Raw genomic sequence first — 26,736 nt, forward strand, 5'->3', positions numbered from 1 at the left:
GATGAGGAAGAGCCATCCACAACACTCTCAACATCCGAAGCAGTTCAGAGGAGGAGAAAAAAAGGTTATGAAGAAAAGTTTGTCCCTGCTCGTGGCCATTGCTATGGTCTTCTCGATGTTCGCGACCGTAGCAGCCGCAGCAACCGACACTCAATCCAAGTACAACGAGCTCAAGAAAGCGGGTGTCTTCAGAGGTACGGGTGACGGTTCCGCCGCACTCGAGAATGAAATGACCCGCGCCGAGTTCGCTGGCATCATCGCTCGTCTGACTGGCGTAACGTCCAGCGGCACGGCGAAGTTCAATGACGTTCCGAGCTCCCACTGGGCGTCGAAGGACATCGCCGCTGTTGCGGAAGCCGGTTACATGGAAGGCACCGGCAACAACAACTTTGCACCGTCGAAGAATGTGACGCTGCAAGAGCTGATCAAAGTTGCCGTAACGATCGTCGGTCTTGAAATCGACGAAGATGCTACGGTTGACGGCAAAGCCGGCGCTTGGGCGCAACCGTACATCGCAGCTGCAATCGCGGCCGGCCTCATTCAACCGCTCGGCGACTACACCGTTAACGCAACGCGCGGTGACCTGGTAGACGTTACGTATGAAGTTTACCAAGTTCTCCAAAACATCGCGAAGGTTACGGGCTATGAAGTCGTCAGCGCAACGAAAGTTGTCGTATCGTTCTCGGACGGCGGCAAAGTTGAAGTTGAACTCGACGAGCCGCTGAAGCTGGGCAAGAACACGATTACGGTTACGTACAACGATCGCGAGTATAAAGTTGAAGTTGAATTCGAAGCTACGGCCGCTACGGCCAAGCAAGTCGGCGCGAAGACGATCGAAGTTGCGTTCAACAAAGCAATTGACGATTCGAAAGTCAAATTTGCTGTGAAGAACGGCATCATTTCGCGCGACGTTGCGAAAGTTACGGTATCCGACGACAAGAAGAAAGCCATTGTTGAACTGACGACGCGCCTGCAAAACGGCGATTCGGTTGTCACGATCAGCGGCATTGAAGCAAACAACATCGAAGCCAAGTTCCAGGCTGAAGATGAACGCGTAACGCAACTGAAGTTCAAGAGCGACAAGCTTGCTCTGCAATCGCTGACGGACTTCACGAAAGCGAAAGTCGGTTTCCAAGTTCTGAACCAATTTGGTGAAGAAACGACGCTCGCTTATTCGCCGAACTTCGTCGTCAGCAAGGCTGGCGCAACCGCTAGCGCTGCAAACGGCGTTCTGACGGTTACGGCAACGAACACGAACCCGTTCTATCTGAACGAACAGGTTATGATCACGGGTTACCTCTCCGTGAGCACGTATGTCGTAACGTTCTCCGAGACGCTGTCCGTTGGTCAACCTTCGCAGATCGACAGCATCGAGTTCAAAGGCGTATATCATGACGACAACAAGCAACTGAACACGTCTTCGAAGTTTGAGGACTTCTACGTCCTGATCGAAGCGAAAGACCAATACGGCAACAAGCTGAAAGCAACGGACGTTCAAAACGGCGTGCTGTATTCCGTAACGAATCCGATGATCTTCCAAATCAAAGGAATCGTTGACAACAAAGGTCCGAACAAAGACCAGGTTGCCATCCAACTGGCAGATCCGGTCTACGCCCTCGGATATGACGGCACGAACACGATCCGCATCCAGTCGTACAGCGGCAAGACCTTCACGTATGACGTGCAAGTGCCGAAAGCTGCGACGGTAGCGAAGATCGCGCTGAGCGCTCCGAACCAAGTGGTTGCAAGCAACGACGATTCGGTCAAGATTCCGTTTGTTGCTGAAGACCAAAACGGCAACCGCATCACGAAGTACAGCGAACTCAAAGACAAGCTCGAAGTTCTGCCGTCTCCGCTGGCAGGCAGCACCTTCGCGCTGAAGGAAGACTACGTAACGAAGGAAGCTTATCTCGAATTGACGCTTCCGAACAATCTGAACGTTCAGTATGCTCTTCCGGTTTACCTGTCGGTTAGAATCAAGAACAGCGCAGAAGTAGCGTCGGTTCAGTTCAACATCGAGAAGGCATGGACGCCTGAATCGATCTCCGGCCTGAAAGATGTCGCTTCCGACCTTGCGGTAAATGCAACGGTTTCGATTGAACCGAAGCATGTCGTTGTGAAAGACAACTATGGCCGCGATAAGGAACTGAAGGATCTGTTCCCGAACTACAAGGTTGTCATTGAACCGGTAGACAATACGTGGGATGTCATTGCCGTTAAAGCTGACCCGACGGATGCTCTTAAATCCAACAACGAACTGACGTTTGACGGCGACAAGATCACGTTCGAGGGCAAAGTAAAGGGCAGCGAACGTGTGAAAGTTCAGCTTGTCAACACAGCGGAAAACAAAGTTGTTTACTCGTACGAAGGCTTCATCTTCAATGTCGTCGACAAGAGCAACATTGCCGACTACACTGTTGATGACATTCCGAAGATGAGCAACAAGGCTAACCGTGAAGTCGAGCTGAAAGTCTACGGCAAACGTTCGAACAGCACGACGGTCCAACTGCCGAAGGACGAATATTCGGTAACGGCAACGAGCGGTCTGACGTATGACGAAAATACCGGCAAGCTCAGCGCAAACGGCATCAATGGCGGCTTCGATAACAACGGCGAACTGAAGGCCAAGGTTGTCGTTACGATCAAGGCCACCAGCCAAACGATCGAAAAAGAAGTTGTCATTTCCAAGGCAGATCTCGTTCCGACGACGATCGAGCTGAAGGACAGCGGCAACCTGAAAGGTTCGAACGGCGTGATCAAGGGACCGCAAGGTGACGTTGCTAACCTGGCAACTGTCTTCCAAGCGCTGAAGATCAAAGACCAATTCGGCTTTGAAATGAATGGTGCAAATCCGGATGAAGTTAACGGCGCTGCATCGCAATTCAACGCTACGGTCTCCATCACTGATGAAGATGACGCCAACAAGTCGATGGTAGTAACCAACAACGGCAAGTCCGCTGATACGGTTACGATCGCAGGCGTCGAAAAAGGCGACAGCTACACGGTTGTCTTCACGTCCAAAGCATCGGGCGTAAGCATCACGGTTAAAGTTGTAGCTGAAAGCTGATCAATCTGATTCACAAAGAAACCTCGATTCTTCGGAATCGGGGTTTCTTTTTTATTGCATGAATCGTAAATCTATAAGCAACTTTTTGCCTGTCTCTTCGTCTATATAAATAACGATGAAGGCAAAAAGGAGAAAAGGATTTATGAAAAAAATCGCGAAAACAGCGGGCACAGCGTTGATCGCCGGCAGCATGCTGATCATCCCGTTGTCCAATGCCGCATGGTCTGCAGCCGCACCTTCAAAGACTGCAACGACGGCGCAAGCGCAGGCGTTGCAGCCGTTTGCCGGCACCAAATTGAAGACGTTCATGATATCCGCGAACAGCTATGTTCAAGTCAAAGATATTTTCTTTCAGTATGACAACAACAGCAAAAAAGTATTCTTCACGATATTGGTGTACAACGGCGACAAACACGCAATCGACTTTACGTATTATTACCCCGAAGTTTTTGCTGCTTCCGGCGGGAAGTTCACGGTTCAGGAACATCCGGACAACAAAAAATCCGGCATCGTGGAACCCAGCACGACGGAGGAATTCAAATATTACGCCAATATCAACTCAAGCCTGAACTACACGGATTTGGTGTTCAAGGTTCAAAAAATTGATTTCAATGCGCCCAATTATACGCGATTGATCGGGCAGGCTGCCATTACAACAGCCTATCAAAACTCTGTGCCTTCCAAACATTACTACATTATCCGCAAAGGCAACGACAAGTTAAAGACCTATCTGCAGCCGGGCAGCAAATTGGCTGTCAGCGGAGACCATCAGGTTCGGCTTCGTTTTGAGATGGAAAACGTCGGTTGGATGACCTATACGGTACCGAATCTGCAGTTCTACATCTTGACGAAGGCCGGCCATATGGTGAAACTGACATCCGACCTTGCCAACCCACTGAACCTTCAGCCTGGTGAGAAAGTCGTTGTCACGTTGTCCGGAGCAATCAAATCCAGCATTGATCTGAATGGAACGAAGCTGATTGTTCAGGCGGTTTCAGGCGGCGAACAGGCCATCGAGACGCCCATCGCCATGTACAACCTAGTATGGGATACCGCTTCGAGTTTTATAACCGGTGAAAATCAGAAGGCACAGCTGAAAGTGTCGGACAATGCCATGGAAGCCGGCATTGAAACCCTCTATGTCGACAGAACGGAAACCCAGAATGAATGGACGGTTACGCTCAAGTGGACGAATAAAGGAGACTCCGCCGTCACACTTCCGAAATACAAGTATGAACTGATGGACAGCCGCGGAGTCCGCTATCCTGTAGAGGTTCCGGATGCTGAAGTCCAGGTTGTGCCGGGGATCGACAAGGAAATCATCGGCTCTGCCGTCACCCCGCCTACTGTTGACGGACCGTTCACGCTGCTGGTTCGGTATCCGAAGGACGAGACGAATCCGACGGAGTATATCGCGGCGGCTTTCAAACTGAATGCTGAACAGGCGACGGGGCCGGTCGAAGGCAAGAAGTACCGCAACGAATACGGACTGTATCAGATCAGCGTTTCGCGGGTGGAGCGCCTCCCCTGGGGAGATCAGGATCTCATCAACGCTTATGTCGAGGTCGAGAACCTCGGTTCGACTTCGCAAATCATTCCGCAGATTACCGCTGCGCTGAAACTGAATGGCATCAATGTGAACGAGCAAGACGTCAAGATCATGAAAATTGAAGACAAGATCATGCTCGGCGCCAAAGAAAAGACAAGCTATGTCGTGACGACCAAGGTTCCGTATACCTACACATTTAATGAATTGACGCTGAACCTGTCGGAGCAGACCTCCGGTGAAGCCAAAGCGACCATTGGTCTCTTCAGAGCAGACAAGATTTCTCCGGCTACGTCCGTGTCGATTGGCAGCAAGCACAAAATCGATTCCGTTGGAAGACGCGCTTCGCTTGAGTTCCTGAACACCTATGTCTTCGAAGGCAAGGACGACGATTTGCTGTACGCCGAGTTTAAGTACTCAAACGACGAGACGCGTTCGAAGACGCTCCCGGCGCTGAAAGCTTACTTCAAAACAAGTGACGGCACGTACTTTGAAGCCGATGTCGTAAATGTCAAGTCGCAATTGAAATCGAATGGCACTACGCTTCTTGCAGCGAAAGCCGTCGTGCCGAAAACTTTCGTCAGCGACGGCAACGTAGAATTGGTCATCGGCGAAGCGATAGAGAACGGACAATATGCAAAGCCGGACGGAACGCCGGACGGTTATATCAGTGCTGTATCGTTCAAACTGCCGAAAAATCAAAATGTCGCCAAAGAAGAGCTTGTCGATCTTTCCTTCAGACCGTATAAGCTGAGGATCCATAATGCATTCGCGGTATTGTCCGATGCTTCGAATGTACGCCTGGATATCCGATATACCCTGGATAAAACAGCCGAATTCGACGTATTGGAAACGGCTCGGAAGTTGTATGTGGAATTGGAAGGAAACCATCTGAAGTATGGCAAGACCGTAGAAGTTGAACCGAAGCAGGACGACGGCAGCGGCCTCAAGGTCGGAATCGAGCAGGAAATCCGGGTTGAAATTCAGGGTCAAAATATCGCCAATCTGATTTACAACGGATACAAGGTTAACATTTATGAAGAAATTGACGGCTACAAACGTTTGCTCGGTTCCAAGACCAACAACAGCTTCCAGGTTCCGGTTCCGTGACGCGAAAGGTGGTAAGCTTCATTGAAGAAATTAGGGCTGACGGCATTATTGATTTTACTGACAACTACTGCAGTCATGATCTACACCCATTCGGATTCCAGGGCCGACAGCGCCAAACCGGGTTCAATCGATGATCCGCTCGTCACGAAGAGCTATGTCGACAAGCTGCTGGCAGGCGGCTCGACAGGGGGCGGACAGGGAACGACGCAAGGGATTGAGACCACCGTTGTCTCGGTCAATCCGGGCGAAGTATTGCTGGCCAAAGCCGGTGCGCAGTTCGTGCTGCGTGCCGGCAAAGGCGTCGCATATAGTTCGGATGCGAACGGCATATCCGATGTAACGGATGGGAAGGATATCAAAAGCGGACAGCCGGTGGCGAACAATCATCTGCTGATTTTCCCGCGCGACGGACGCGGCGTCATGCCGGATCCGCAAGCCAAAGCCGCCCTTACCGTACTGGTCATCGGCGGGTATGAAATTACAGCAGCGCCCAGTTCCAGCGGATCCTGACCCGCATGTCAACATCTTATACGCTTCGGCGCGGTTTTCTCGTCTCATACTAAGGGCACCAACCGACGGGAGGTGCTCACAATGGCGAGAAGACGTTCAAACATCAAGGTCGTGCCGGAGTGTCAAGCCGCGATTGATCGCATGAAATATGAGATTGCGGCCGAGCTTGGCCTGACATCGCCTTCTGCCGATTTTCTGACCGAGTCGTCAGGGGAGCTCGGATCACAGCCGGAAGCGGTCTACGGCAGCGTGCAATGGGATTCCATTGCGACGCGCGATGCGGGGGCAGTCGGCGGTATGATTACGCGAAGGCTGGTTCAACAGGCCGAGCAGATCCTCGGCAGAATTTGATGTACCGCGAACAGCAAATTGACAGGACCCGACAAATCGGATATCATTAATTATTAGAAAAGTTGTCTAACAACCTTTTCCAATTGGAAAAGGTTGATTTTTTGAAAGATAAGAATTTGTAAGTTTCAAGCTTATAACGGCTTATCTTTCTCCGCAAACGGATGCGCCTGCCTGCAAGGGACGGCGCAAGCCGATTTGCTTGCCCGTCGGGCAAAGTTCCCATGCAGCAGGAGGTCGATCCGCCATGACGACGAAAGGCCGTCATTTGTTCACATCGGAATCCGTTACGGAAGGGCATCCGGACAAAATCTGCGACCAAATTTCCGACGCCGTCCTCGACGCGTTCCTGGAAGTCGATCCGTACGCGAGGGTCGCGTGCGAGACGGCAGTGGCCACAGGTCTGGTACTTGTAATCGGTGAAATCAGCACCCGCGCGGACTATGTCGATATTCCGTCCATCGTTCGCCGCACGATCCGCGAAATCGGCTATACCCGCGCGAAGTATGGCTTTGACGCCGATACCTGCGCCGTTCTCACGTCGCTGAACGAGCAATCGGCGGACATTGCGCAAGGTGTCAATGCCGCGTTGGAATACCGTGAAGGCAAAGAAGTCAACCAAGAGAACGAAGCTTTGGGAGCCGGTGACCAGGGGCTGATGTTCGGGTTCGCGACAAATGAGACGCCCGAGCTCATGCCGCTCCCGATCGCGCTTGCCCACCGGATTTCGCGGCGCCTTGCGGAAGTGCGCAAGAACGGCACGTTGAATTATCTGCGTCCGGACGGCAAGACGCAGGTAACGATCGAATACGAAGGCGGACGGCCGGTGCGCGTCGACACGATAGTCGTTTCGACCCAGCACGGAGAAGATGTGACGCAGGAGCAAATCCGGCAAGACATCCTGGAGCAAGTGGTTCGCCCGGTCGTACCGGGTGAATGGCTCGATAAGGAAACGAAATATTTCATCAACCCGACAGGCCGATTTGTCATTGGCGGACCGCAAGGCGATGCCGGACTTACCGGACGAAAGATCATCGTCGACACCTACGGCGGCTACGCGCGTCACGGCGGCGGCGCATTCTCCGGAAAGGACCCGACGAAGGTCGACCGCTCGGCGGCTTATGCGGCGCGTTACGTCGCCAAGAATATCGTCGCGGCGGGTCTCGCGGACAAATGTGAAATCCAGCTCGCCTATGCGATCGGCGTTGCCAATCCGGTATCGATCAGCGTCGACACGTACGGCACGGGCAAGGTCAGCGATGAGAAGCTGGTGGAAATCATCCGCGGCAACTTCGATCTCCGACCGGCAGGGATCATCAAGATGCTTGATCTTCGCCGTCCGATCTATGCGAAGACGGCAGCCTACGGCCATTTCGGACGCACCGATATCGATCTGCCTTGGGAACGCATCGACCGCGCGGAGCAGTTGCGCGCAGACGCCTTGAAATGACCGGAATAACAAAGCGTGTCTCGGGAGCGAGGCGCGCTTTATTTTTTGTTTTTCCCGCCTTTTTGTTCACTCGCCGGCTAAACATCTGCGGCGAATCGGCCGAAAAATTAAGTACGAGTGTCTTTCATTGGGAGTGATCATCGTTGAAACGGGTTCGGACAATTATGGCTTTGATCGCAATCCTTCATCTCATCGGATATATGCTCTTGCCGCCCGGCGCTCCCGGCATGTTCTCCACGGCCGAAGCGGCCGGGGCGTCGGGCCCGAAACTGATGGCGATATCGCCTGCGAACAATGCGACAGGCGTGAGCACGAATACGAATCTGACACTGACGTTCGATGAGCCTGTGAGAGTCGGAACCGGGCTGGCGGCTGTCACGATCCGCCGCGTTTCCGACAACAGCGTGGTTGAAGCGTTCGTGACGTCAACCGGCAATCGCATTTCCATCTCATCGAACGAAGTGACGATCGCTCCTTCCGTTACACTGGAAGCCAATACCTCCTACTATGTCATCGTCGATACGGGCGCATTTCGCAATGATGCCGGCATCGACTATGCTGGCCTGTCCAGTGCGAGAGATTGGACGTTTACGACGGGCAGCGCGGATACGACGCCGCCGCAGCTCGTGCAGCATTCGACAACGGTCCGGGTGGGCGAACCGATTGTCCTGACGTTCAATGAACCGGTCTATGCCGCCAGCGGCGCCATTACGCTCACGAACCAGAACGATGCCGCGGACATCCGGTCGATTCCGGTGACGGACGGTCAAGTCCGGGGAAGCGGTACGACGACCATATCCATCCTGCCGTCCATTCCGCTCAAAGGCAGCACCGTCTATCAGGTCAGTGTGCCGAATACGGCGTTTGAGGATGCCGCCAAGAACCGGTATGCCGGCACATTGATTAATGTTACGGTTTCCGGCTCTTCCGTTGCCTTGACCGGCCTTGCGCCGGCTGACGATGCGACGGGCGTTGCCGCCGGCACGAACTCGCTTACGATGATCTTTAACAAGAATGTGGCAAAAGGCCCGGCGGGCAAAGCGATCACGGTCAAAAATCTGATCACGAACGCCGTCGTTTACACCATTCCGGTGGACTCGAGCTCGGTCGTTGTGAACCAGCAGACCGTCACGATCAATCTTCCCGGCGGATTGGCCGCCAACACGTCGTATTACGTATTGGTCGACCCGGGCGCATTTGTCGATGCGGCCGACAGCAGCGTGCTTTTCCCGGGAATTGCGGATGCTTCCGCCTGGAATTTCACGACCATGCCGGGAAATGATACGACGCCGCCGACCATTCGCGAATTGACGCCGGCGGACAATTCCGTCAATTCGAGCCTGCCGTCGACGCTCAAGATCAAGTTCAGCGAGCCGGTCTATCCCGGCACCGGCGAAATTACCATCCGCCATTCGAACTCGGATGCCGTATTCGCGTCCATTCCGGTGACGGCCAGCAGCGTGACCGGGTTCGGTTCCGATACGATCAGCATACAGGTCGGCCGATCGTTTGCCTCGAATCAATCGTACTATGTCATGATCGGCAAACAGGCATTCCGTGATGCCGCGGGAAACTATTTCGCCGGCATCGCGGACAAGACAACATGGAATTTCTCGGTCTCCCAGGATAACACGGCCCCGACAATTGCCTCGATGGAGCCGGCACCCGGGACGAAGAGTGTCGACCCCAATGCAGTGTTCAAGTTGACGTTCAGCGAAGCGGTCCGCTTCGCGAACGGTTCGAATTCGACGTCCGACATCCGATTCCGGAGAACCGGGTCGGGCAGTACCACCGTATCCTCGACCGCTGTCATCGACAGCGACGGCAAGACGCTGGTGATTACACCTGCCGGGCTGCAAAGTGCGACCAGCTATTATGTTGAAATTCCGCCAGGCATTATCGAAGACATGGCCGGCAATCCGTTCGGCGGCATCCTGAACGAGCATATCTGGCCGTTCAGCACGGTCGGCACCGACAAGACGCCGCCTGCCATCCAGAGTGCCGTCATGTCGGGAAGCAACCGCATCGTGCTGACCTATAACGAGCCGCTTGACGAGCAGTCGGTTCCGCCTTCGGGAAGTTTCTATGTCACGGCCAACGATATCCGTATTAACGTGACGTCCGTGTCCGTCAGCGGCCAAACGGTCATTCTGACGCTTCAGTCCGGTGTGGTGTACGGGCAAACCGTGAAGCTGTATTATACGCGCAACTCGCCGGCCTATCCGGCAATCCAGGACCCGTCCGGAAATCTGGCGGCGAACCTGACGAATTATGCCGTCAAGAATGAAGCGGGATCCACGCTGCCGACACCGCTCAGCGGCTCGGTAAGCGGAGCTGTCCTGACCTTGACATTCAACAGCTCGCTGCAGTCGGTGCATGAACTGGCCTACCAGCAATTCAGCGTCTATGTGGGCGGCGTATATATTGCGCCGACCAGCATCAAGAGCAGCGGCAATACGATTACGCTCACGCTGTCGTCGGCCGTTACGACCGACGTGAATGTTCATGTCAACTATTCACCGGGATCCTATCCGCTCAAGGATGTCATTGGAAATTCAGTGGCAGGGTTCAGCAATTTTGCTGTTCGGAACGCACTGGACAAGACGGCACCGGCGCTCTATTCGTTGCATGCGTCCGGCAATATCGTGACGCTGGTGTACAATGAAGCGCTGGATTCCGGCTCGGTTCCGAAAACCAATCAATTTGTCGTGATGGAATCGGGTGTCACCCGAACGATCTCGTCCGTCTCGGTATCCGGGGCGACGGTCATCCTGACGCTGTCGACCAACTTGACAAGCGGGCAGGCGGTCACGGTCAGCTACCTCGGCGGCAGTCCCGCCCTGAAGGATCTGGCCGGCAACAGCGCGCCGGCGTTCAGCAATCAGCCGGTAACGAACAATACGATCGCCGTTAATCTGAAAAGCGCTTCGGTATCCGGCAATACGGTGCTTCTGAATTTTGACCAAACGCTCAAGACGAGCAATCTGCCTGCTGCATCGCAGTTTACCGTGAAAGAGAACGGTTCGGTCCGTACGGTCAACGCCGTGTCGGTCAACGGTTCGGTCGTAAGGCTTGATCTGGCCGTCTCGATTGGCAGCGGCTCAACGGTGACGGTCAGCTACACGCCGACCTCGACGGCCATGCTGCAATCGGCATCCGGCATCCCAGTGCCTGCGTTCACCGATTATGTGATCACGGGCGGCGGAAGTAACAGCGGAGGAAGCGTCGATCTGGGCGGAAACTATGAATCGGCGCCGGGCGGAGGCGTCAACATCAAGACCCAGGCAGGGTCGGCGTCGACGCGGACATCCGCAGGCGGCAGGACGGCCAACCGCTACACGCTGTCGTCCTCCACGGTGGCAGACGCCTACAACCTCAGCCTGTCGAAATTCAACCAGTACCGCGTGACGTTTACGGTGCCCGCATCGCAGTCGGCTGCCATGGTGGAAGTACCGGTTGATGCGCTGCTGAAGGCCAAAGGGATGTCCAACCAGGCTTCCTTCGCCGTAATTTACGGCGACATCGTCTACGAGCTGCCGCTTCGCGCGATCGATGAAACCGCGCTGGCCGAGCTGGTCCGAAATCACGGCCAAGGCAACCTGTTGATCGAGATTGACAAAGGCAACGTGAACCAGACCAGCAAACTGCGGGCGGCATTGATTCAAAAACAAATGACGATGATCTCGGACACGTATGTGTTCAATCTGTACTTCACGAGCGGTTCCAAAACCGAAACGCTCTCGGCATTGAAGGACTATTCCACGCGGGAGCTTAAGATCTCCGGCTCGCTGGACGCACAGCAGCATACGGTGGTCTGGCTCGATCCGAAGACGGGCAAAATCGCCTACATTCCGACGGCCATCCGGAATCAGGGCAGCTCGTCGATCGTGACGTTCAAGCACAAGCAGAACGCGGCCTACGTGGTGATCCGGCATAACGCGACTTACTCGGATATTCCGGCGAACCACTGGGCGCGCAAAGACCTGCAGATCATGCTGAACAAGCTGATCATCGAAGGGCGCACGCCGCAGAAGTTCGAGCCGAACCAGCCGATTACAAGGGCTGAATTCGCCGAATTTATCGTACGCGGCCTCGGCTTGGAAGGCGATCCGCAGGCAGCGGGCGTATTCCGGGATATCAGAACCTCTTCGGATATGGCCGCATATATCGGAGCGGCATACAAGGCCAACATCGTCGCAGGGGTATCGGCGGACCGGTTTGAGCCGAACAGCCTGATTACCCGTGAGCAGATGGCGTCGATGATGGTTCGCGCCGCGCGGGCGGCGGGCGCAGATATCCTGCTGTCGCGCACGCAGTCCGATTACCTTGTTCCTTACAGGGATTACAATTCGCTGTCGACTTGGGCGCGGGGAGACATGGCCCGGGCGATTGAAGCCACGATCATCAGCGGAACGTCCGTCAACCAGCTCGGCCCGAAAAACAATGCGACACGGGCAGAAGCGGCTGTCATGATCAAGCGGCTGCTCGAATATGTGAAACTGATGTAACATCGAAAACCGCCCGATAAGGGCGGTTTTCTTGCGATTCCAACAAACTTTCCACAATTCTTGTCGAATCACCGGAACTTTTCCTTTCGAATGGTAGTCTATTTTAGAAGGATAAGCGTTTATAAGTTGTCCGTTTTACCCGATAGACCATAAGATGGGAGAGAGAGAAGCGATGCAACGCATCAAGTTCGGATGGAGTCGAAGCGCCAAGCGGCCGGCAATGCGGAGAATGGCGCGTACATTCATGGCCGGAGCAATCGGAGCCGCGATGCTGTTGCAGCCAGTCGCGGGCAACTTGACATGGACGGCATCGGCAGCGAGCAAGACATCGTCGGCGAGTGCGACAGCATCGCCCCAGCTGCTCCTGTTGGGAGAATCTCCCGTCACTTCCGGCGCCGTTCGGCGCACGTATGACTTCATCCCGGCGCAGGGCGAAGCGAACGGGAAGACGAGGGTGCATGTCATTGCGATCGATATGACCAACCCCTATGTGTCGCTGAATGCGATGACGGGGGGAAGCACGCTGCCCGGCAAAACGGCTGTCGGCACGATGGTGAAGGAGAGCGGCGCTGTCGCCGGGGTGAACGCGGATTATTTTGACATGTCGAGCAGTCAGGCGGTGCCGTTCGGTTTCCAGATTACGAGCGGGGAACTGCTCAAGACGGCGCGCAAACTCGACGGCATGTACATGTTCGGCATTACGTCCAGCCGTCTGCCGGTCATTGACCGATTCACCATGCAAGGCAGCGTGGTCGCTGCGAACGGAGCCAAATTCGAGCTCAGCGGCGTGAACGAGGCGGCGTACTGGAAGCAGGACGGCAGCGCCAGCCATGCGAATGCCTTGTACATGTACACCAGCAGCTGGACGGCTGCGGAGCGGCCGGGCAATAGCGGCACGACGCCGACGGAAGCGCTCGTGCAGGACGGGATTGTCGTGCAGGTGTCCGACAAGGCGGCCCTGCCCGTTCAGCCGCCGGAGAACGGATATATTCTGCGCGGCCACGGCCAGGCGGCGCAGTTCATCCTGGATAATCTGCAGCCGGGAATGCCGGTGACGGCCACATATTTCATCAAATCGGAAACGTCGGGCATGACCTATTCCGCCAATGACTGGAGCATGATGATCGGCGGCCATACGATTCTGGTGGACGGCGGCGCTCCGGCTGCTTTCTCGCGGAGCGTCTCGAGCCTGAGTCCGAACGCCGACCGAGCCCGCACGGCCATCGGCTATTCGCAGGACAAGAAAACCGTCTATCTCGTGACGGTCGAGAAGAGCGGCTCCAGCGCCGGCGCGACCCTGTCGGAACTTCAGCAAATCCTGGTCATGCTCGGCGTATGGCGGGGCATCAATCTGGACGGCGGCGGCTCGACGACGATGATCGCCCGGCCGCTCGGGGAGTTCGAAACGCAGCTGGCGCACGCGACGGAAGACGGCGGATCCGGCACCTACCAGCGGCCGGTCGTGAACGGCATCGGTGTATACACGAGCGCGCCGCAGGGCAAGCTGCTCGGCATCTCGATATCCGGCAAACAGGTGCTGTTCATCGGCGAGCAGGCGGAGTACGCCTTGAAAGCTTATGACGAATACTACAATCCGCTTGATCCGGCGGGAATGTCCGCGGCATGGAGCCTGGACAAGCCGGAGCTCGGCAAGCTGACGGGCAACGTCCTTCAGCCGGCCCGGGCGGGCACCGGCACGCTGACCGTCAAATCGGGCAGCATATCGGACAAGCTGGCGCTGGAAGTGATCGGCGAAAAGCAGATCGTCCGCATGACGATCGCCGCCTCGCAGACGGAGCTTGCGCCGGGCGCCTCGATCCGCGTACCGGTATCCGTGGAGCTCGCGGACGGCCGCAAGCTGTCCGTTCCCGCGGCAAGCGTGAAATGGGAATTCCGCGGCTTCGAGGGGACGGCGAAGGACGGAGTCATCAACATCCATGCGGTGAAAGAGGGCGTCAAAACCGGCTACGCCATCGCCCGTTATGACGGCTACTCGGCGCTGCTGACGCTGACCGCGGGCAGTTCGCAGCAGCTGTTCGAAGATTTCGAGAACGTCAAATTTGCGATCACGCCGTCTTCGGTGCCGTCGGAAGTGACGGCCGGAACCGGCTTCGTGTCCGGCTTGCCGGGACGTGAAACATCTACGGCGCTGCGGCTGCAGTACGATTTCTCGACGAGCGCGGAAGACCGGACGAAAGCGGCTTACGCGATGTTCAATGGCCAAGGCGTCGCGCTGCCGGGGCAGCCGACCCGTCTGTCGGTGGAAGTGTACGGCGACGCCAGCGGCCACATGGTCCGCGCGATGATTACGGACGCGGCCGGCAAGGACCACCTTGTCGACCTGGCGAAATCGCTCAACTGGCACGGATGGAAAACGTTGACCGCGGATCTGACCGCCTATCCGCTCGTCTATCCGGTCAAGCTCAAGAGTCTGTATGTCGCTTCTCCCAAGGAGGGGCAGGCGGATCGGCCGGCGTACGGCGAGGTCTATTTTGACGATATTGTGTTGCATTATCCCGCCGCATCCGGAGAACAGAAGAGCAGCACTGTCGTGCTTGCGATCGGCTCCCGGCAGGCGAAGGTCGGCGGACAGCCGGTAACCCTGGATGTCGCGCCGTTCGCGAAAGACGGCGTCACCTACCTGCCGCTCCGCTTCGTGGCGGACCAGCTCGGCGGTTCGACGGATTGGGATGCGCAGACGAAGAAAGTGACGGTGCTGCGCGGAGACCGGTTGCTGGAGCTGCGGTTCGGTCAGGAGACGATCATCGTGAACGGTGAGCGGAAGAGCGCCCCCGCGCAGCCGTATGCCGAAAAGGGCAGGACGCTCGTCCCGATCCGGCTCGTGTCGGAACAGCTCGGACTTCGGGTGGACTGGAACAAGGAGAACAACACCGTGACGATCCAGTGACGAACCGCGAATCATTTTATGGTATATTTAGATGGTAGGAACCCAATCGCGAGAGGGTGCGGAAGTCATTGTGGACGTCCGGATAAACGACATCGACAGCATTATCAAAAATGCGATCTCGGTGATGGAACAGAGCAAATACCAGATTTTCGAGATCGCCGAATCGGCCCGCCAGGAGCTCCTGTCGCTCCGGCAGGAGCTTGAGCGGGTCAAGAAAGAAACGAGCGAGACGATCGACAAGGTAGACGAGTTGGAACGCGAATTCCGGCGCGCGCGCATGCGGCTGGTCGAGGTAAGCAAGGATTTCATCCGCTACAAGGAAGCCGACATCAAGAGCGCCTACGAGAAAGCGACCCGGATCCAGCTCGATCTGCTCATGTACCGGGAGAAAGAGTACTACCTGAAAGCGCGCCGGGACGAACTGCAGCAGCGGATCAAAAGCGTCGAGGTGTCCGTGGAGCGGGCGGAGACGATCAGCTCGCAGATCAACGTCGTGCTGGAATATTTGTCCGGCGATCTCAACCAGGTGACACGCATCCTGGAATCGGCAAAGAACCGTCAGCTCATCGGACTCAAGATCATTTTGGCTCAGGAAGAAGAGCGAAAGCGGATGGCGCGCGAGATTCACGACGGCCCTGCCCAGTCCTTGGCAAATCTAGTGCTTAGGACCGAAATTGCGGAAAGAATGATGATGAAGCAGGAATTTCAGCTGGTGCAGGAAGAATTAATGGAGTTGAAAAGTCAGGTTCGCTCAGGACTGGAAGAAATCCGCAAGATCATTTTCAATCTGAGGCCGATGGCTCTGGACGATCTGGGGCTGGTGCCGACGCTCCGGAAGTTTGTGCAGGATTTCGAAGAGAAAGCGAAAATCCGCGCGGTGTTTGAAACATCAGGCCGCGAACTCCGGATGCCGTCCGCCATGGAAGCCGCCGTTTATCGTCTTGTCCAGGAAGCGTTCTCCAACGCGCTCAAGCATGCCTCTCCGACATACGTCAGTCTGGAGATGACGTTCTTTCCGAAGCGGATTTTGATCGTCATCCAGGACAACGGCGTCGGGTTCGATGTCGAACAGACCATGGCCCGGTCGAAAACGAGTTCACACTACGGACTGATCGGTATGCACGAACGGGTGGAATTGCTCAATGGCAAGATAGATATCGAATCCGCCAGAGGACAAGGGACGAAAATCACGATTTCCATACCTGTGAGTACGGATTTGTGAAAGGAGCCGTGATCATCATGGACCTCAAGGCTACGGGCAGCCGCAAGATCAAAGTGCTGCTTGCGGACGATCATCAGCTGTTCCGCGAAGGCCTGAAACGCATTCTCAACATGGAAGAGGATCTGGAAGTAATCGGCGAGTGCAGCGACGGCATTCAGGTGCTGGAGTTCTGCAACCATACGAAGCCGGATATCGTGCTGATGGATATCAATATGCCCGTCGAGAACGGCGTCGTGGCCACCGAACGGCTGCGCGACCTGTTCCCGGATGTGAAAGTCATCATTCTGTCCATTCATGATGATGAAAGCTATGTCTTCGAGACGCTCCGCAAAGGCGCGTCCGGCTATCTGCTCAAAGACATGGAAGCCGAATCGCTGGTGAATGCGATCCGTTCCGTCACGGAAGGCCATGCGTACATACACCCGAAGGTGACAGGCAAGCTGATCAACCAGCTGCGTCGGATGACGTATCTGGACGAGATGGGCGTCGTATCCGGTGCGGCCGCCAGCAAGGAGTCGGGCGTCAAGTTCGTTGCGGGCGAGAACAGTCCGCTCACGCGGCGCGAAGCGGAAGTGCTGCGGCTGATGGCCGAAGGCATGAGCAACAAAGCGATCGGCGAGCACCTGTTCATCAGCGAGAAGACGGTCAAGAACCACGTCAGCAGCATTCTGCAGAAGATGGAAGTCGACGACCGGACGCAGGCGGTCATCAATTCCATCAAATATGGATGGGTGACGCTGTAAACCGCGCGCCGGCGTACAAGCCCCCGGTTGCCGGAACGGGAAGCGGATCGATGAAAAGCCATGATCCGTCCCGGTTCGGCGCGGGGGCTTTTGTCATGCCTGCCATCACGAATGGGCATCCGCGTGCATATGCTGATGGCACGAAGGAGGCGGATGCTCATGTGGTGGATGCTGCTTGCGATCATCGGCTGCTACGCCTTCGCTGCGCTGGCGGTGAGGATGGCCGCCCGTCATTTGCCGGGATGGCGCGCCGGCATGCATGTGGTGCTGTTCGCGGGCAATCATGGGGATCGGGTCGAGTGGTATTTGCGCAGGCTTCGCCGCTGGTCGCTCCGCACCGGCCGGGATGTCCGCGTCACCCTCGTCGATTGCCGGTCAACCGACGACACCGCGGCCATTGCGGAACGGTTCGATCGCCGGGCGGGCGCGGTTGGTGCGGTAACCGTTGTCCGTCCGGATGAGATTTTCGGCATAGAGGGCGGCAATCCCGGGGATCCGGCCGTGCTGAAGGAGAAGTGGCTGCGCCGGCGGCCGGCAATGCCTTCGCTTGCTTTCGCCGATTCCGAAAGCGGCATGGACAGCACGCTGCTGATCAATCTGAGCGATCCGGCGGATGTGGCGATGCTGCCGTAAATGCGATAGATATCTTGCTTTTTCAGGCATGGATATCATATAATGTAAGCAAAATTTTGACTACGGACAGGAAGCACCTGTCTCGCGGGTTTGGCGCGGGACAGGTGTTTTTTTCTTAAAATTTTGTGGGATCAATGTTCCAGAATTGGTGATAATCGTCTAATATTGAACTTGTCGACAAAAGTTGAATGGAAGCGGGTTGATAACCAAAGGGTGTATGCTTGGTGCTATGGGCGTGGGACTGCGGCTGCAGATGCATGAGTCTGCGAATGCGCTTTGTGTATGAATTTTAAACAGTAAGATGACGCAAAGGAGTGCTATTATCAGATGTTCAAGAAACTGCTGATTTTCGGGGTTGTTGCCATTATATCGCTTACTTCTATTAATGTTGCAGCGGAAGCAGAGGAAAGCGGCCAGATGTTCCCGGACGTGGGGAAGGAGCATTGGGCGAGATCGGTGATTGAAAGCGCCGTGTCCAAAGGGTATGTCTCTGGATATCCCGATGGGAAGTTCCGTCCCAATCAGGATGTTGCACGCTCCGAGTTCGTCAAGATGCTGGCCGTAGCGCTGAAACTTCAGCCTGAAGGGCTCAGTCAGCCGTGGTACCAGTCATACGACAATGCGCTGCGCAAAGCTGGTATTTTGGAGGATGATGACTTTCACTTCCTCAATTACGACGCTCCGATTACCCGGCTTGAGCTGATTCGGCTGTCGGTCAAGGCGCTGGATACAGCACATATCGACAAGGAAGAAATCGAATTAGTTCGACTGGCGACGGAGACAGGGTTACTGCGAGGACTCGACGGAGATCTGAGACTGAGCAGCCACACATCTCGCGCCGAAGCTGCGGCGTTCATTGAGCGGCTTTTGGCGTTACGTTCCGGAAACGGGTTGCCTGTCGATGCCGCAGCACACGCGAAGGCGAAAGGGCTGAAAGCCGATCCGTGGGGACGAGTTATTCGGACGACGAATCTTCCGAAAAACGCGACGGAGTATCCGTATATCCTCGAAGGCATCCCGAACGCCATGTACGAGATGGGATACAACAAGAAGTTCTTTCCGAATGGATTGGGCGAAACTTCAAGGCAGTTCCATGAACGATTGAAGTCCTACAAACGGGAAAACATCGACAAGTGGTTGCCCAACGCGGAGCAGTGGCTGAATATGGCGGTGAACGTCGATTACCGGACGATTGACGAGCGTTGGGTGAAGGAGATGGGCGATCTAGGCAATTATTTTGCCCGGAGAGATGCCATCGACAGTTTCTACACCCGTTACGCCGAGAAAGTACGGAAAGAGAAAATCCGGATCATTGGCAACGTCCGGTTGGAGCCATCCATCATCGTCAATGACGATTTGTATCGCACGTTCATTCGGGCCAAAGTGGAGTTTAAAATTGTCGATGCGAAAAATCCGAAAGACGTGTTCTTCATGTCATTTCAGCCAAAGGAAGGATTCGAAATCGGACGGTGGTATCGCGGTTACGCGGATATCGAACTCGGCAACATGGTCACTCTTCCGGATACGCTGACGGATATGCGAGTGGGGCATGTGTATTCAACCTTCTTCTGGAATTACGATTTTAACATCAAGGAGTGACGGTATGCGTCGCAAGCTGTTTTCATATGTTTTGATCGCGGCGTTGCTCGCACCTTTCACGTTGCCCTTCGTTCCTGTCCGGGAAGCCGAGGCAAGTGAAATGATGTTCAGATATAACGAGGCTACCGATACCTTTGATGGATCATCCAACGATGTCAAGGCAAGTCCAGATAAAATAAGCTATCGGACGGTCGGCTGGACCGTGACGAAGGTGCCAACGAATGGAAATCCGTTGGCCTATACGCACGGCGTGATGCTAGACAATGATGGCAATCCGGGGTTTCAAATTAGGGAGGACCCGCCCAATGCGGGTCCGGGCGAGGATGTCAGAACCTTCTTCGCCGTGCCCCGGACTGTCCTTGAACAGGCGCTCAAGGATGCCGATCTGCTCGATGCCGTGGACGGTCAGACGGTTTATATCCACTCGATCTTCCGCATTGAGAACAGCCCGAAGAACGCGGGGAAACTGTTCTACACGCTGGATCAGATACTGGCTGCGGAGAACTGGTCCCAGGCGACACGGGAAAATTTGCGCATGCGCTTCGATAATCTGATCACTTTCCAGTCGCCGAAGTATGACGGTGACGCCGTAGTACGGCTTGTCCGTGCAGATTCAACCGTGGAGGAACGCCCTCCTGAAAACGTGGTGAAAGGCGTGAAGGCCGGGACACCGTTCAGCTACACGCTGTCAGATACCATCAGCCGGGATGGAAAGACATACCAACTGTACAAGTCATATATCCGGTACAAGCTGAAGCCGGAGGTTGAACATTTTCCGCAATTTGAGGGTGATCCTAGTCTTAAGACCCGCAATCCGACCGTTGCTGTAGGGGGTACGGACATCGTTGGCGTATATCGAGAGCAACAGACCCAGAGACCCGACTTGGTAGCGGTGGACATTACGGCGAACGGTCCGATCGAAGTCGGCAAACCGACGAACTTTACTGCGAAATGGCGGGTGGATAATAAAACGACGGGAAAACCCTATAACGTGAAAATCATGGTCGATGGGGGGGAATTAAAGTTAGCAAGCCAGCCGGCAAGCGAGCCGGGAGAGTATTCCATAAACTTCACCTACACGTTCACGTCCGCGGAGCAGAAGACGTTCCTGCTTGTGGTGGACAGCGCCAACGCGATTGCGGAGAGCAACGAGAACAACAACCAGGTATCCAAATCGTTCAAAGGGGTGGATCCCAACAAGAACTTCACCGGCGATTTTGACGTGCTGCCACCTATTATTGAATTCCGTGAACCGTTCGAACTTAAGCCGAAAAATTTTGTGTTCAGGGGCTGCACCTATGACAGCCACCGGTACAAGATCGAGCGGAATGGCGACACCTATTACACATCCTGGGCGAACAGCCAAAGCGAAAGCCATTCGTATTCTTACAGCACGTATCCGCGGGTTATCGGAATCGGAACCCATATCATTACACTGGAGATCCGGACGAAGGATTGCGGAACGGCGCAGCCGGCTACGCATACGCTTGTCGTGAACGGGCCGAGCGGCAACAATCCTCCCCAATTTGAGATTGGTTTCGTCTATCCGTTTAACCCGACCCAGCCGGTTCATGAAGTTGTCGAAGGCACGGTCATGCACCTGATTTACATCAATGACCCGAGCGTTCCGACGCCGTATGATCCGGACGGGGACCCGCTGGAATTTCTGGGCTTCGACTTTTCCGAAAGCTCAAGCTGGGCCAAAACCATCCCGCAAAATTATCCCGAATACGGCGACGGATACCACAACATTGTCATGAACGGCATTGGCTATCACCAGGTCAAAGCGACAATGCGGGATGCATTCGGAGCAACAACCACCAGGACGACGTACATCCGGGTCATCCCGCCGAACCCGGTTGCCGTTATCGAAGGGCCGAAAGAAGTGAAGGAAGGCCGGCCGCTGCCGCAGCCGTTCAGCAGCGCCAAAAGCTACAGCCCTGTCGGACGTTCGATCGACCACTCGAAGGACGAGTGGACGAACTTGAAAGATGTGTACACGAAGCCGGGCAAGGAGACCATCACGCTCTATGTCACCGACAGCATCGGCCTGCGGTCGCTTGAGCCGGCGGTGCATGAGCTCATCGTCCTGCCGGACGAGCCGCCGGTCGCCAAGCTCGAAGTCGAACCCCGCGGCATTCGCGGCCAGACATACTACGTGTACAACAAATCGTACAGCCCGGACGGAGACAAAATCGCATCCGTACAGTACAAAATGCGCTACGATGACGAGAACAACGGCTTCGATGATGATCCGTGGACGGACATGACGGGGGATATGACCCGCGCTGTCTTCAAGCCGAACCGGGTCGGGAAATACCAGTTCTACGTCAAAGTTTGCGAGGACTACGGCAAATGCGACGATACGCTGTCCGATCCGGTTGAAGTCACGATGATGGACGTTCGGAACCTTCCACCGGAAGTCTCCTTTGAGTTGGAAGGGAAGAACCCGCAGCCGGATCTGTCGCTCAGGCGTGTCTATACGCCGGCTGAAATGTTCAACTGGACATTGACGGGCGTCAACAGTACCAGCGCGCTGGACGGAAAGCGGATGCGCTGGAGCTTCAGTGATACGGAATTATTCGGAAAAACCGGTAAAAAGAATGAGCGGTTATACGGCAACGGACTGTACTACCCAACAGGCATTATAGCGTTCTTTCCGCCATTCGCTGATGCCGGGTACGGGAAGAATGGCTATAACCTTTATCGGCCGATCGGTGCAGCCGACCCGAATAAAACCCTCAGTCAGCCATTGCTTGTTCCAAATCCCAGTACAGGGGAATGGACCCCGATAGCTTTCGGCATCAGTTCCAATAAACCGAATTTCGTTTCGACGCCTACACACGTCTATTTCAGTCATAATGGCCGTTTCTTTGCGCTCAACAAAAGTAAAATTGGCCGATATGAATACAATTTCGAAGTGAAAAATGGATCGATTGTGGGCTTAAGACACGACCTGCCCGATGGCTCTTACTATGACTACATCTTGAACGCACCAAGCATCAAGTATTATGCGGAGGTTCGGGACTGGAAAGATGTTCCTGAATTTGTGAAAGAAAACGAACGAAAGCCTGGTGTCAGCTATGCACCCGTTACCCTTACGCCAGACAAGTATTTTGTAACGGAGGATACCGTATATCAAATCGCCAAATGGAGTTGTTCCTGCTTAAAAAGTGATGGAGAAATTTATACGAAAAACGGGCAAACGATCATCTCCTATGATTTAAAAACGGGTGAGATGATTGCAAACGGGCTGGAGAAAAGAATCGATTATTTTTATAACACCCTGAACAATGGATTTTCCCGAAACGGGAATTTGGTCATTTGGTATTCCGACTTTAAAAAGCTCTCAGCCCACACCTATGACAGACATTTGAATCTTAAAAGCACGAAAGAAATACCGCCGATCCAAATCAATCCTCCGCAACCGTACCTGACGTGCTCGGGAGCTTATAACTATGAACTTGCGTTTGAGGATCTTAATGAAAACACCTATATGTATGAAGAACACAACTGTATGAACGGCTCCATGGAGTCGAGAAACTACGGTTCTGTGTATCTGGTGAAGTTTGACCCCGACTTCAATCTCGTATGGCGGACCAAGCTTGAAGGAACGGATTTTAAACCCAATATTTCCGATACCGCTGTTGATATTCCGGACATGGTTGTCAATTCGGCCCAGAAAGAAATTATCGTCCGGACGTATAAATACACGAACGAATGGAACGGTACGAAAGTCCTTCAGGCTGTAAATATGGATACCGGCGCTGTGCGCACGCTTGATCCCAATCTGGTTTTTGATTTTGAAGGCACCAACTTCGATATCGACGCTTTTGGCCAGAAACAGATGCGATCAACGAAAACGACGCCGTACTCCTATACACCGTATGGGATCAAGTTCACATGGAACCAAAATCGGTATAATGGCTATACCTGGGACGGACAATCGCAGTTTTCATTTACCGCGGGAGGCATAATTGATTACGACGGCTACATGGCTACCGCTGCGGAGCGTATCATGAACTCGCAATATGTCGGGGATGGCATCTTGCTGTCCATGATGATAAGTACTGCTAGTCCCTATAGCTTTTATTTTTACCCGTGGTTGAACGTCGGGGTTCCGGTTGGGGGTGAGCGCCAAGGTCCGGGACTTACCCTTGGTCAATTGCTCTCGCCCGACAACGTCAAGGATCATGAGATCACCTTTACGTTGTCCCTGGATGATGCGGATGTCGATCGGGAATTGGTCGGCATGTCGTTCAGGGCAGCGAATGCGGCCAATCGTTACGCGGTCGAGACGAATGGATCCACCATCTATTTGTCCAAGTATGTGAACGGGAACCGGACGGTGCTGGCGCAGCAAAATTACCCCTTCCAGGATGGGGTGAAGGTGCTGTTCAAGGTCAAGTTTGCCGGCGACAAGCTGGAGCTGTTTGTCAACGGCGTGCCTTATTTCAACGTGACGGACGGCACGTTCACATCCGGCAAATTTGGTCCGTTCAGCGACAAATCGTATGTCCGATTCGGACCGGTCTCGGTAAAAGAAGTTGTTCCGGATGAAATCATTTGGGACGCGGAATATGCCATTTGGGAGGAAGGTTCCGCAAGGGCCGAGATCCAGTACAAAAACATCAAGTTCAACGATCCGGAAGGCGACCCGCCGGCCGGCTCGTATCAATGGACATATGTCCACACGCCGATGTTCATGCTCAACCAAGGGCTTTCCGCCTTGCACAATAAGACGTTCTCGGAGGGGCAGATCTATTTCGATAAAGTCGGCCTCTACGAAGTGCGGCTGTCGGCGAAAGACGATCCGCATCCGGACTACCGTTACCCGAGCAAGGTGTTCGATGAGTATCGCGAGCCTTCCAATGTGTTCGGCAAGCGCATCATCGTCCACCGGCGGCCTGTCGCACGCTTTACGCTGTCCTTGAACAGTGACAAAACCGTAAGGTTTAACGACACCAGTTACGATCCGGACAGATGGGCGAGCGCAAGCGAGTTTTCTCCGCCCGAGGACGGGAAGAATTATCAGACGACGCGAGGCATTTTTGAACGGAAGTATTACTACATTACGCCGAGCGGAGCCGTCCATATGGAAAAGCTGGTGGTGCCGAGAGAAGCCGGGACTTATACGGTCGGCATGGCGGTAAAAGACGAGTACGGCGCATGGAGCGATTACTACGAGCAAGTAATTACGGTCCATGAGCTTCCAGCTCCGAACGAACCGCCGCATGCCGGATTTACGGTGAATCCTGCGACGACTTATCGCGGCGTTGCCGTAACGATCGATTCGACGGCTTGGGACAAGGAAGACGGCGACCGGACGAAGCTGCCGCATGAATATTACATCTCCAATGTAAACGGCGGATCGGAGTCGCTCGCGAGCGCATCCCGGACGAGCTGGACGAAGACGTTCAATACGGTCGGCACGTTTCGGATTCGGCAAGTGGTGTGGGATTCGCTCGGCCAGACCGACCAGGCGATCCAGACGGTGACGATCTTGAACCGGAAACCCCAGGCGAACGTGACGACGCCCGCAAGCGCGGACCCGGCCAATCCGACGAAGTTTGATGTGCTGCGGCCGACGTTCGTATGGACGTACTCGGATGCTGACGGCGACGCGCAGACGCAATACCAGGTGCAGATTTATCGCACGAACGGCTCGCTTGAACGCGACACCGGCGCAAGATCCGGAACCGCGAAGAACTGGGTGCCGACTGCCGACCTGCCGGAGCGAGTGACGATGTACATCCGGGTACGGGTTCATGACGGTTATGATTGGAGCGATTGGAGCGGGCCGAAGTATTTCTACATCGAGACGAACCGGCCGCCCGTGGCGGATTTCGATTGGTCACCGAAACCGGCATATGAAGGGGATACGATCACGTTGATCGACCGCTCGACTGATCCCGATGGGGATCCGCTGACGTATCAATGGTCGGTCAGCGGGCCGAACGGATATACTCGGAGCGGTTCGACCCAAGCGTTCGCAATTCCTGGCGCGGATACGGAAAATCGCACCGGCGTTTACAACGTCACCCTCACGGTCCGTGACCCGAAAGGGGCATCGGACAGCGTGACGAAACCTATCACGGTGCTGCCGCTCATCATTGAGGGAGAAGTGCATCATACGCCAGAGTGGCGAGAAAAACACGCGGCAGCGGGGCATGAGGTCGAGCACGATCCGAAAGATTTCTATTCGGGCGAGATCATGCGCGTTGCGGCGGTGATTTCGGCGGCGCCGGCGAACGAGGTGACGGCGGAGCTGCGAGCCGTGTCAAAGACGGGGGATTCGATCCGTAAAAGAGTGGTGCTGACAAATGCAGGCGGTTTGCGGTATGAAGGCGAACTGCACGACGAAAGCTGGATGTCGTTTGATGGAGAGATCCGGGAAGGCGAACATACGATTGTCTTTCAGGTCGTGTACCGCAACGGCGTGAAAAAAGAGACGTCGGTGCCGGTCCGGATCATCGGCAACATCTACAAAGCCGTGTCGGTGCATCGGGTGCAGTAGGTGACGGCGGCACCGGATGCGGCCAGACGGGAGAGAAGCGGGGATGAAAGGATATCTCTATGCTTTTGCTGAAGGAGGCCGCTGGGCGGCCTGCGTGACGATATCCCGGGAAGTCGATCTGGCTTATCGGCTGGATGATGATTTTCGCAGGGCGGCGGAAGCTGCGTTGGGCAGACGCACCAGCGGACGGGCGGATGTCGTCCTGCTGCTGGACGAGCCGCTGCCGCTCGGCAGCGCCTTCGCCGCGGCGGAGCTGTTCGCCCGGCGGGCGGGGCGCGTGCAGGGCGAAGCGAGAGCCGCCCGGCTGCTGCGCGCCTGTGTGCGCGAGGCGGAGCCGCACAGCGGCTGGCCCGGGCTTGCGGGCTTGAACCGGAGCTTCGGCCGGGAGCAGCCGGCGGGAGATGTGCGCCGCATTGCGGCTGTGCGTTTCGGGCAGGCCTCCGCTTCCGGTGAGCAGGAGGCCCGGGCATTGGCGGCGGCTGCCCGGGAAGCCGCCGCCGCGCTTGAGGGGCGAGCGCTTCTGCGCAGCGAAGCGCTCGCCCTCCTCGGCGCGGCCGGGCCCGCGCCCGCCCGCT

Annotated in this window: 13 protein-coding genes; all 13 read left to right on the top strand. The window is 55.3% G+C overall.

Annotation, left to right across the window (positions count from 1 at the left end; all coding sequences use genetic code 11):
* The first annotated feature begins 67 nt into the window (after positions 1 to 67).
* On the top strand, positions 68 to 3,067 hold the full coding sequence (locus KJQ12_RS15260; RefSeq protein ID WP_213485618.1) for an S-layer homology domain-containing protein: 3,000 nt from the start codon (positions 68 to 70) through the stop codon (positions 3,065 to 3,067).
* Between the two features lie 142 nt (positions 3,068 to 3,209).
* Positions 3,210 to 5,723 (top strand): hypothetical protein, encoded by a 2,514-nt coding sequence (locus KJQ12_RS15265; protein ID WP_213485619.1) that lies wholly within the window; start codon positions 3,210 to 3,212, stop codon positions 5,721 to 5,723.
* Positions 5,724 to 5,744: 21 nt separating this feature from the next.
* Positions 5,745 to 6,233: a hypothetical protein gene (locus KJQ12_RS15270; RefSeq protein WP_213485620.1), complete on the top strand. Its 489-nt coding sequence runs from the start codon at positions 5,745 to 5,747 to the stop codon at positions 6,231 to 6,233.
* Positions 6,234 to 6,314: 81 nt separating this feature from the next.
* On the top strand, positions 6,315 to 6,584 hold the full coding sequence (locus KJQ12_RS15275; protein WP_015256549.1) for an alpha/beta-type small acid-soluble spore protein: 270 nt from the start codon (positions 6,315 to 6,317) through the stop codon (positions 6,582 to 6,584).
* 244 nt (positions 6,585 to 6,828) lie between these two features.
* Positions 6,829 to 8,031, top strand: coding sequence for a methionine adenosyltransferase (gene metK / locus KJQ12_RS15280; RefSeq protein ID WP_213485622.1), 1,203 nt, complete (start codon positions 6,829 to 6,831; stop codon positions 8,029 to 8,031).
* 164 nt (positions 8,032 to 8,195) lie between these two features.
* Positions 8,196 to 12,539, top strand: a complete 4,344-nt coding sequence (locus KJQ12_RS15285) for an Ig-like domain-containing protein (RefSeq protein ID WP_213485623.1) — start codon at positions 8,196 to 8,198, stop codon at positions 12,537 to 12,539.
* 268 nt (positions 12,540 to 12,807) lie between these two features.
* On the top strand, positions 12,808 to 15,447 hold the full coding sequence (locus KJQ12_RS15290; protein WP_213485625.1) for a stalk domain-containing protein: 2,640 nt from the start codon (positions 12,808 to 12,810) through the stop codon (positions 15,445 to 15,447).
* A 31-nt stretch (positions 15,448 to 15,478) separates the two neighbouring features.
* Positions 15,479 to 16,669, top strand: coding sequence for a sensor histidine kinase (locus tag KJQ12_RS15295; protein WP_425315984.1), 1,191 nt, complete (start codon positions 15,479 to 15,481; stop codon positions 16,667 to 16,669).
* Between the two features lie 17 nt (positions 16,670 to 16,686).
* Positions 16,687 to 17,412, top strand: coding sequence for a response regulator (locus tag KJQ12_RS15300; protein ID WP_015256544.1), 726 nt, complete (start codon positions 16,687 to 16,689; stop codon positions 17,410 to 17,412).
* A 159-nt stretch (positions 17,413 to 17,571) separates the two neighbouring features.
* Positions 17,572 to 18,045 carry a hypothetical protein gene (locus KJQ12_RS15305; protein ID WP_213485627.1) on the top strand — a complete coding sequence of 158 codons (474 nt, stop codon included), beginning with the start codon at positions 17,572 to 17,574 and terminating at the stop codon, positions 18,043 to 18,045.
* Between the two features lie 327 nt (positions 18,046 to 18,372).
* Positions 18,373 to 19,644 (top strand): S-layer homology domain-containing protein, encoded by a 1,272-nt coding sequence (locus KJQ12_RS15310; RefSeq protein WP_015253161.1) that lies wholly within the window; start codon positions 18,373 to 18,375, stop codon positions 19,642 to 19,644.
* Between the two features lie 4 nt (positions 19,645 to 19,648).
* The gene (locus KJQ12_RS15315; protein WP_213485629.1) at positions 19,649 to 26,161 is read left to right on the top strand and encodes a glycoside hydrolase family 78 protein; all 6,513 of its coding nucleotides are present in this window, start codon (positions 19,649 to 19,651) and stop codon (positions 26,159 to 26,161) included.
* A gap of 43 nt (positions 26,162 to 26,204) precedes the next feature.
* Positions 26,205 to 26,736: hypothetical protein (locus tag KJQ12_RS15320; RefSeq protein WP_213485630.1), on the top strand; the 532-nt coding region annotated here is incomplete at its 3' end.

This window comes from Thermobacillus xylanilyticus, assembly GCF_907165215.1.
Lineage (GTDB): Bacteria > Bacillota > Bacilli > Paenibacillales > Paenibacillaceae > Thermobacillus > Thermobacillus xylanilyticus.

What these genes read in the sequence shown, in the direction of transcription:
- KJQ12_RS15260 (WP_213485618.1), top strand. Translation starts at nt 68, where the DNA reads ATGAAGAAAAGTTTGTCCCTGCTCGTGGCCATTGCTATGGTCTTCTCG.
- KJQ12_RS15265 (WP_213485619.1), top strand. Translation starts at nt 3,210, where the DNA reads ATGAAAAAAATCGCGAAAACAGCGGGCACAGCGTTGATCGCCGGCAGC.
- KJQ12_RS15275 (WP_015256549.1), top strand. Translation starts at nt 6,315, where the DNA reads ATGGCGAGAAGACGTTCAAACATCAAGGTCGTGCCGGAGTGTCAAGCC.
- metK (WP_213485622.1), top strand. Translation starts at nt 6,829, where the DNA reads ATGACGACGAAAGGCCGTCATTTGTTCACATCGGAATCCGTTACGGAA.
- KJQ12_RS15285 (WP_213485623.1), top strand. Translation starts at nt 8,196, where the DNA reads ATGGCTTTGATCGCAATCCTTCATCTCATCGGATATATGCTCTTGCCG.
- KJQ12_RS15290 (WP_213485625.1), top strand. Translation starts at nt 12,808, where the DNA reads ATGCTGTTGCAGCCAGTCGCGGGCAACTTGACATGGACGGCATCGGCA.
- KJQ12_RS15295 (WP_425315984.1), top strand. Translation starts at nt 15,479, where the DNA reads ATGGTAGGAACCCAATCGCGAGAGGGTGCGGAAGTCATTGTGGACGTC.
- KJQ12_RS15300 (WP_015256544.1), top strand. Translation starts at nt 16,687, where the DNA reads ATGGACCTCAAGGCTACGGGCAGCCGCAAGATCAAAGTGCTGCTTGCG.
- KJQ12_RS15305 (WP_213485627.1), top strand. Translation starts at nt 17,572, where the DNA reads ATGTGGTGGATGCTGCTTGCGATCATCGGCTGCTACGCCTTCGCTGCG.
- KJQ12_RS15310 (WP_015253161.1), top strand. Translation starts at nt 18,373, where the DNA reads ATGTTCAAGAAACTGCTGATTTTCGGGGTTGTTGCCATTATATCGCTT.
- KJQ12_RS15315 (WP_213485629.1), top strand. Translation starts at nt 19,649, where the DNA reads ATGCGTCGCAAGCTGTTTTCATATGTTTTGATCGCGGCGTTGCTCGCA.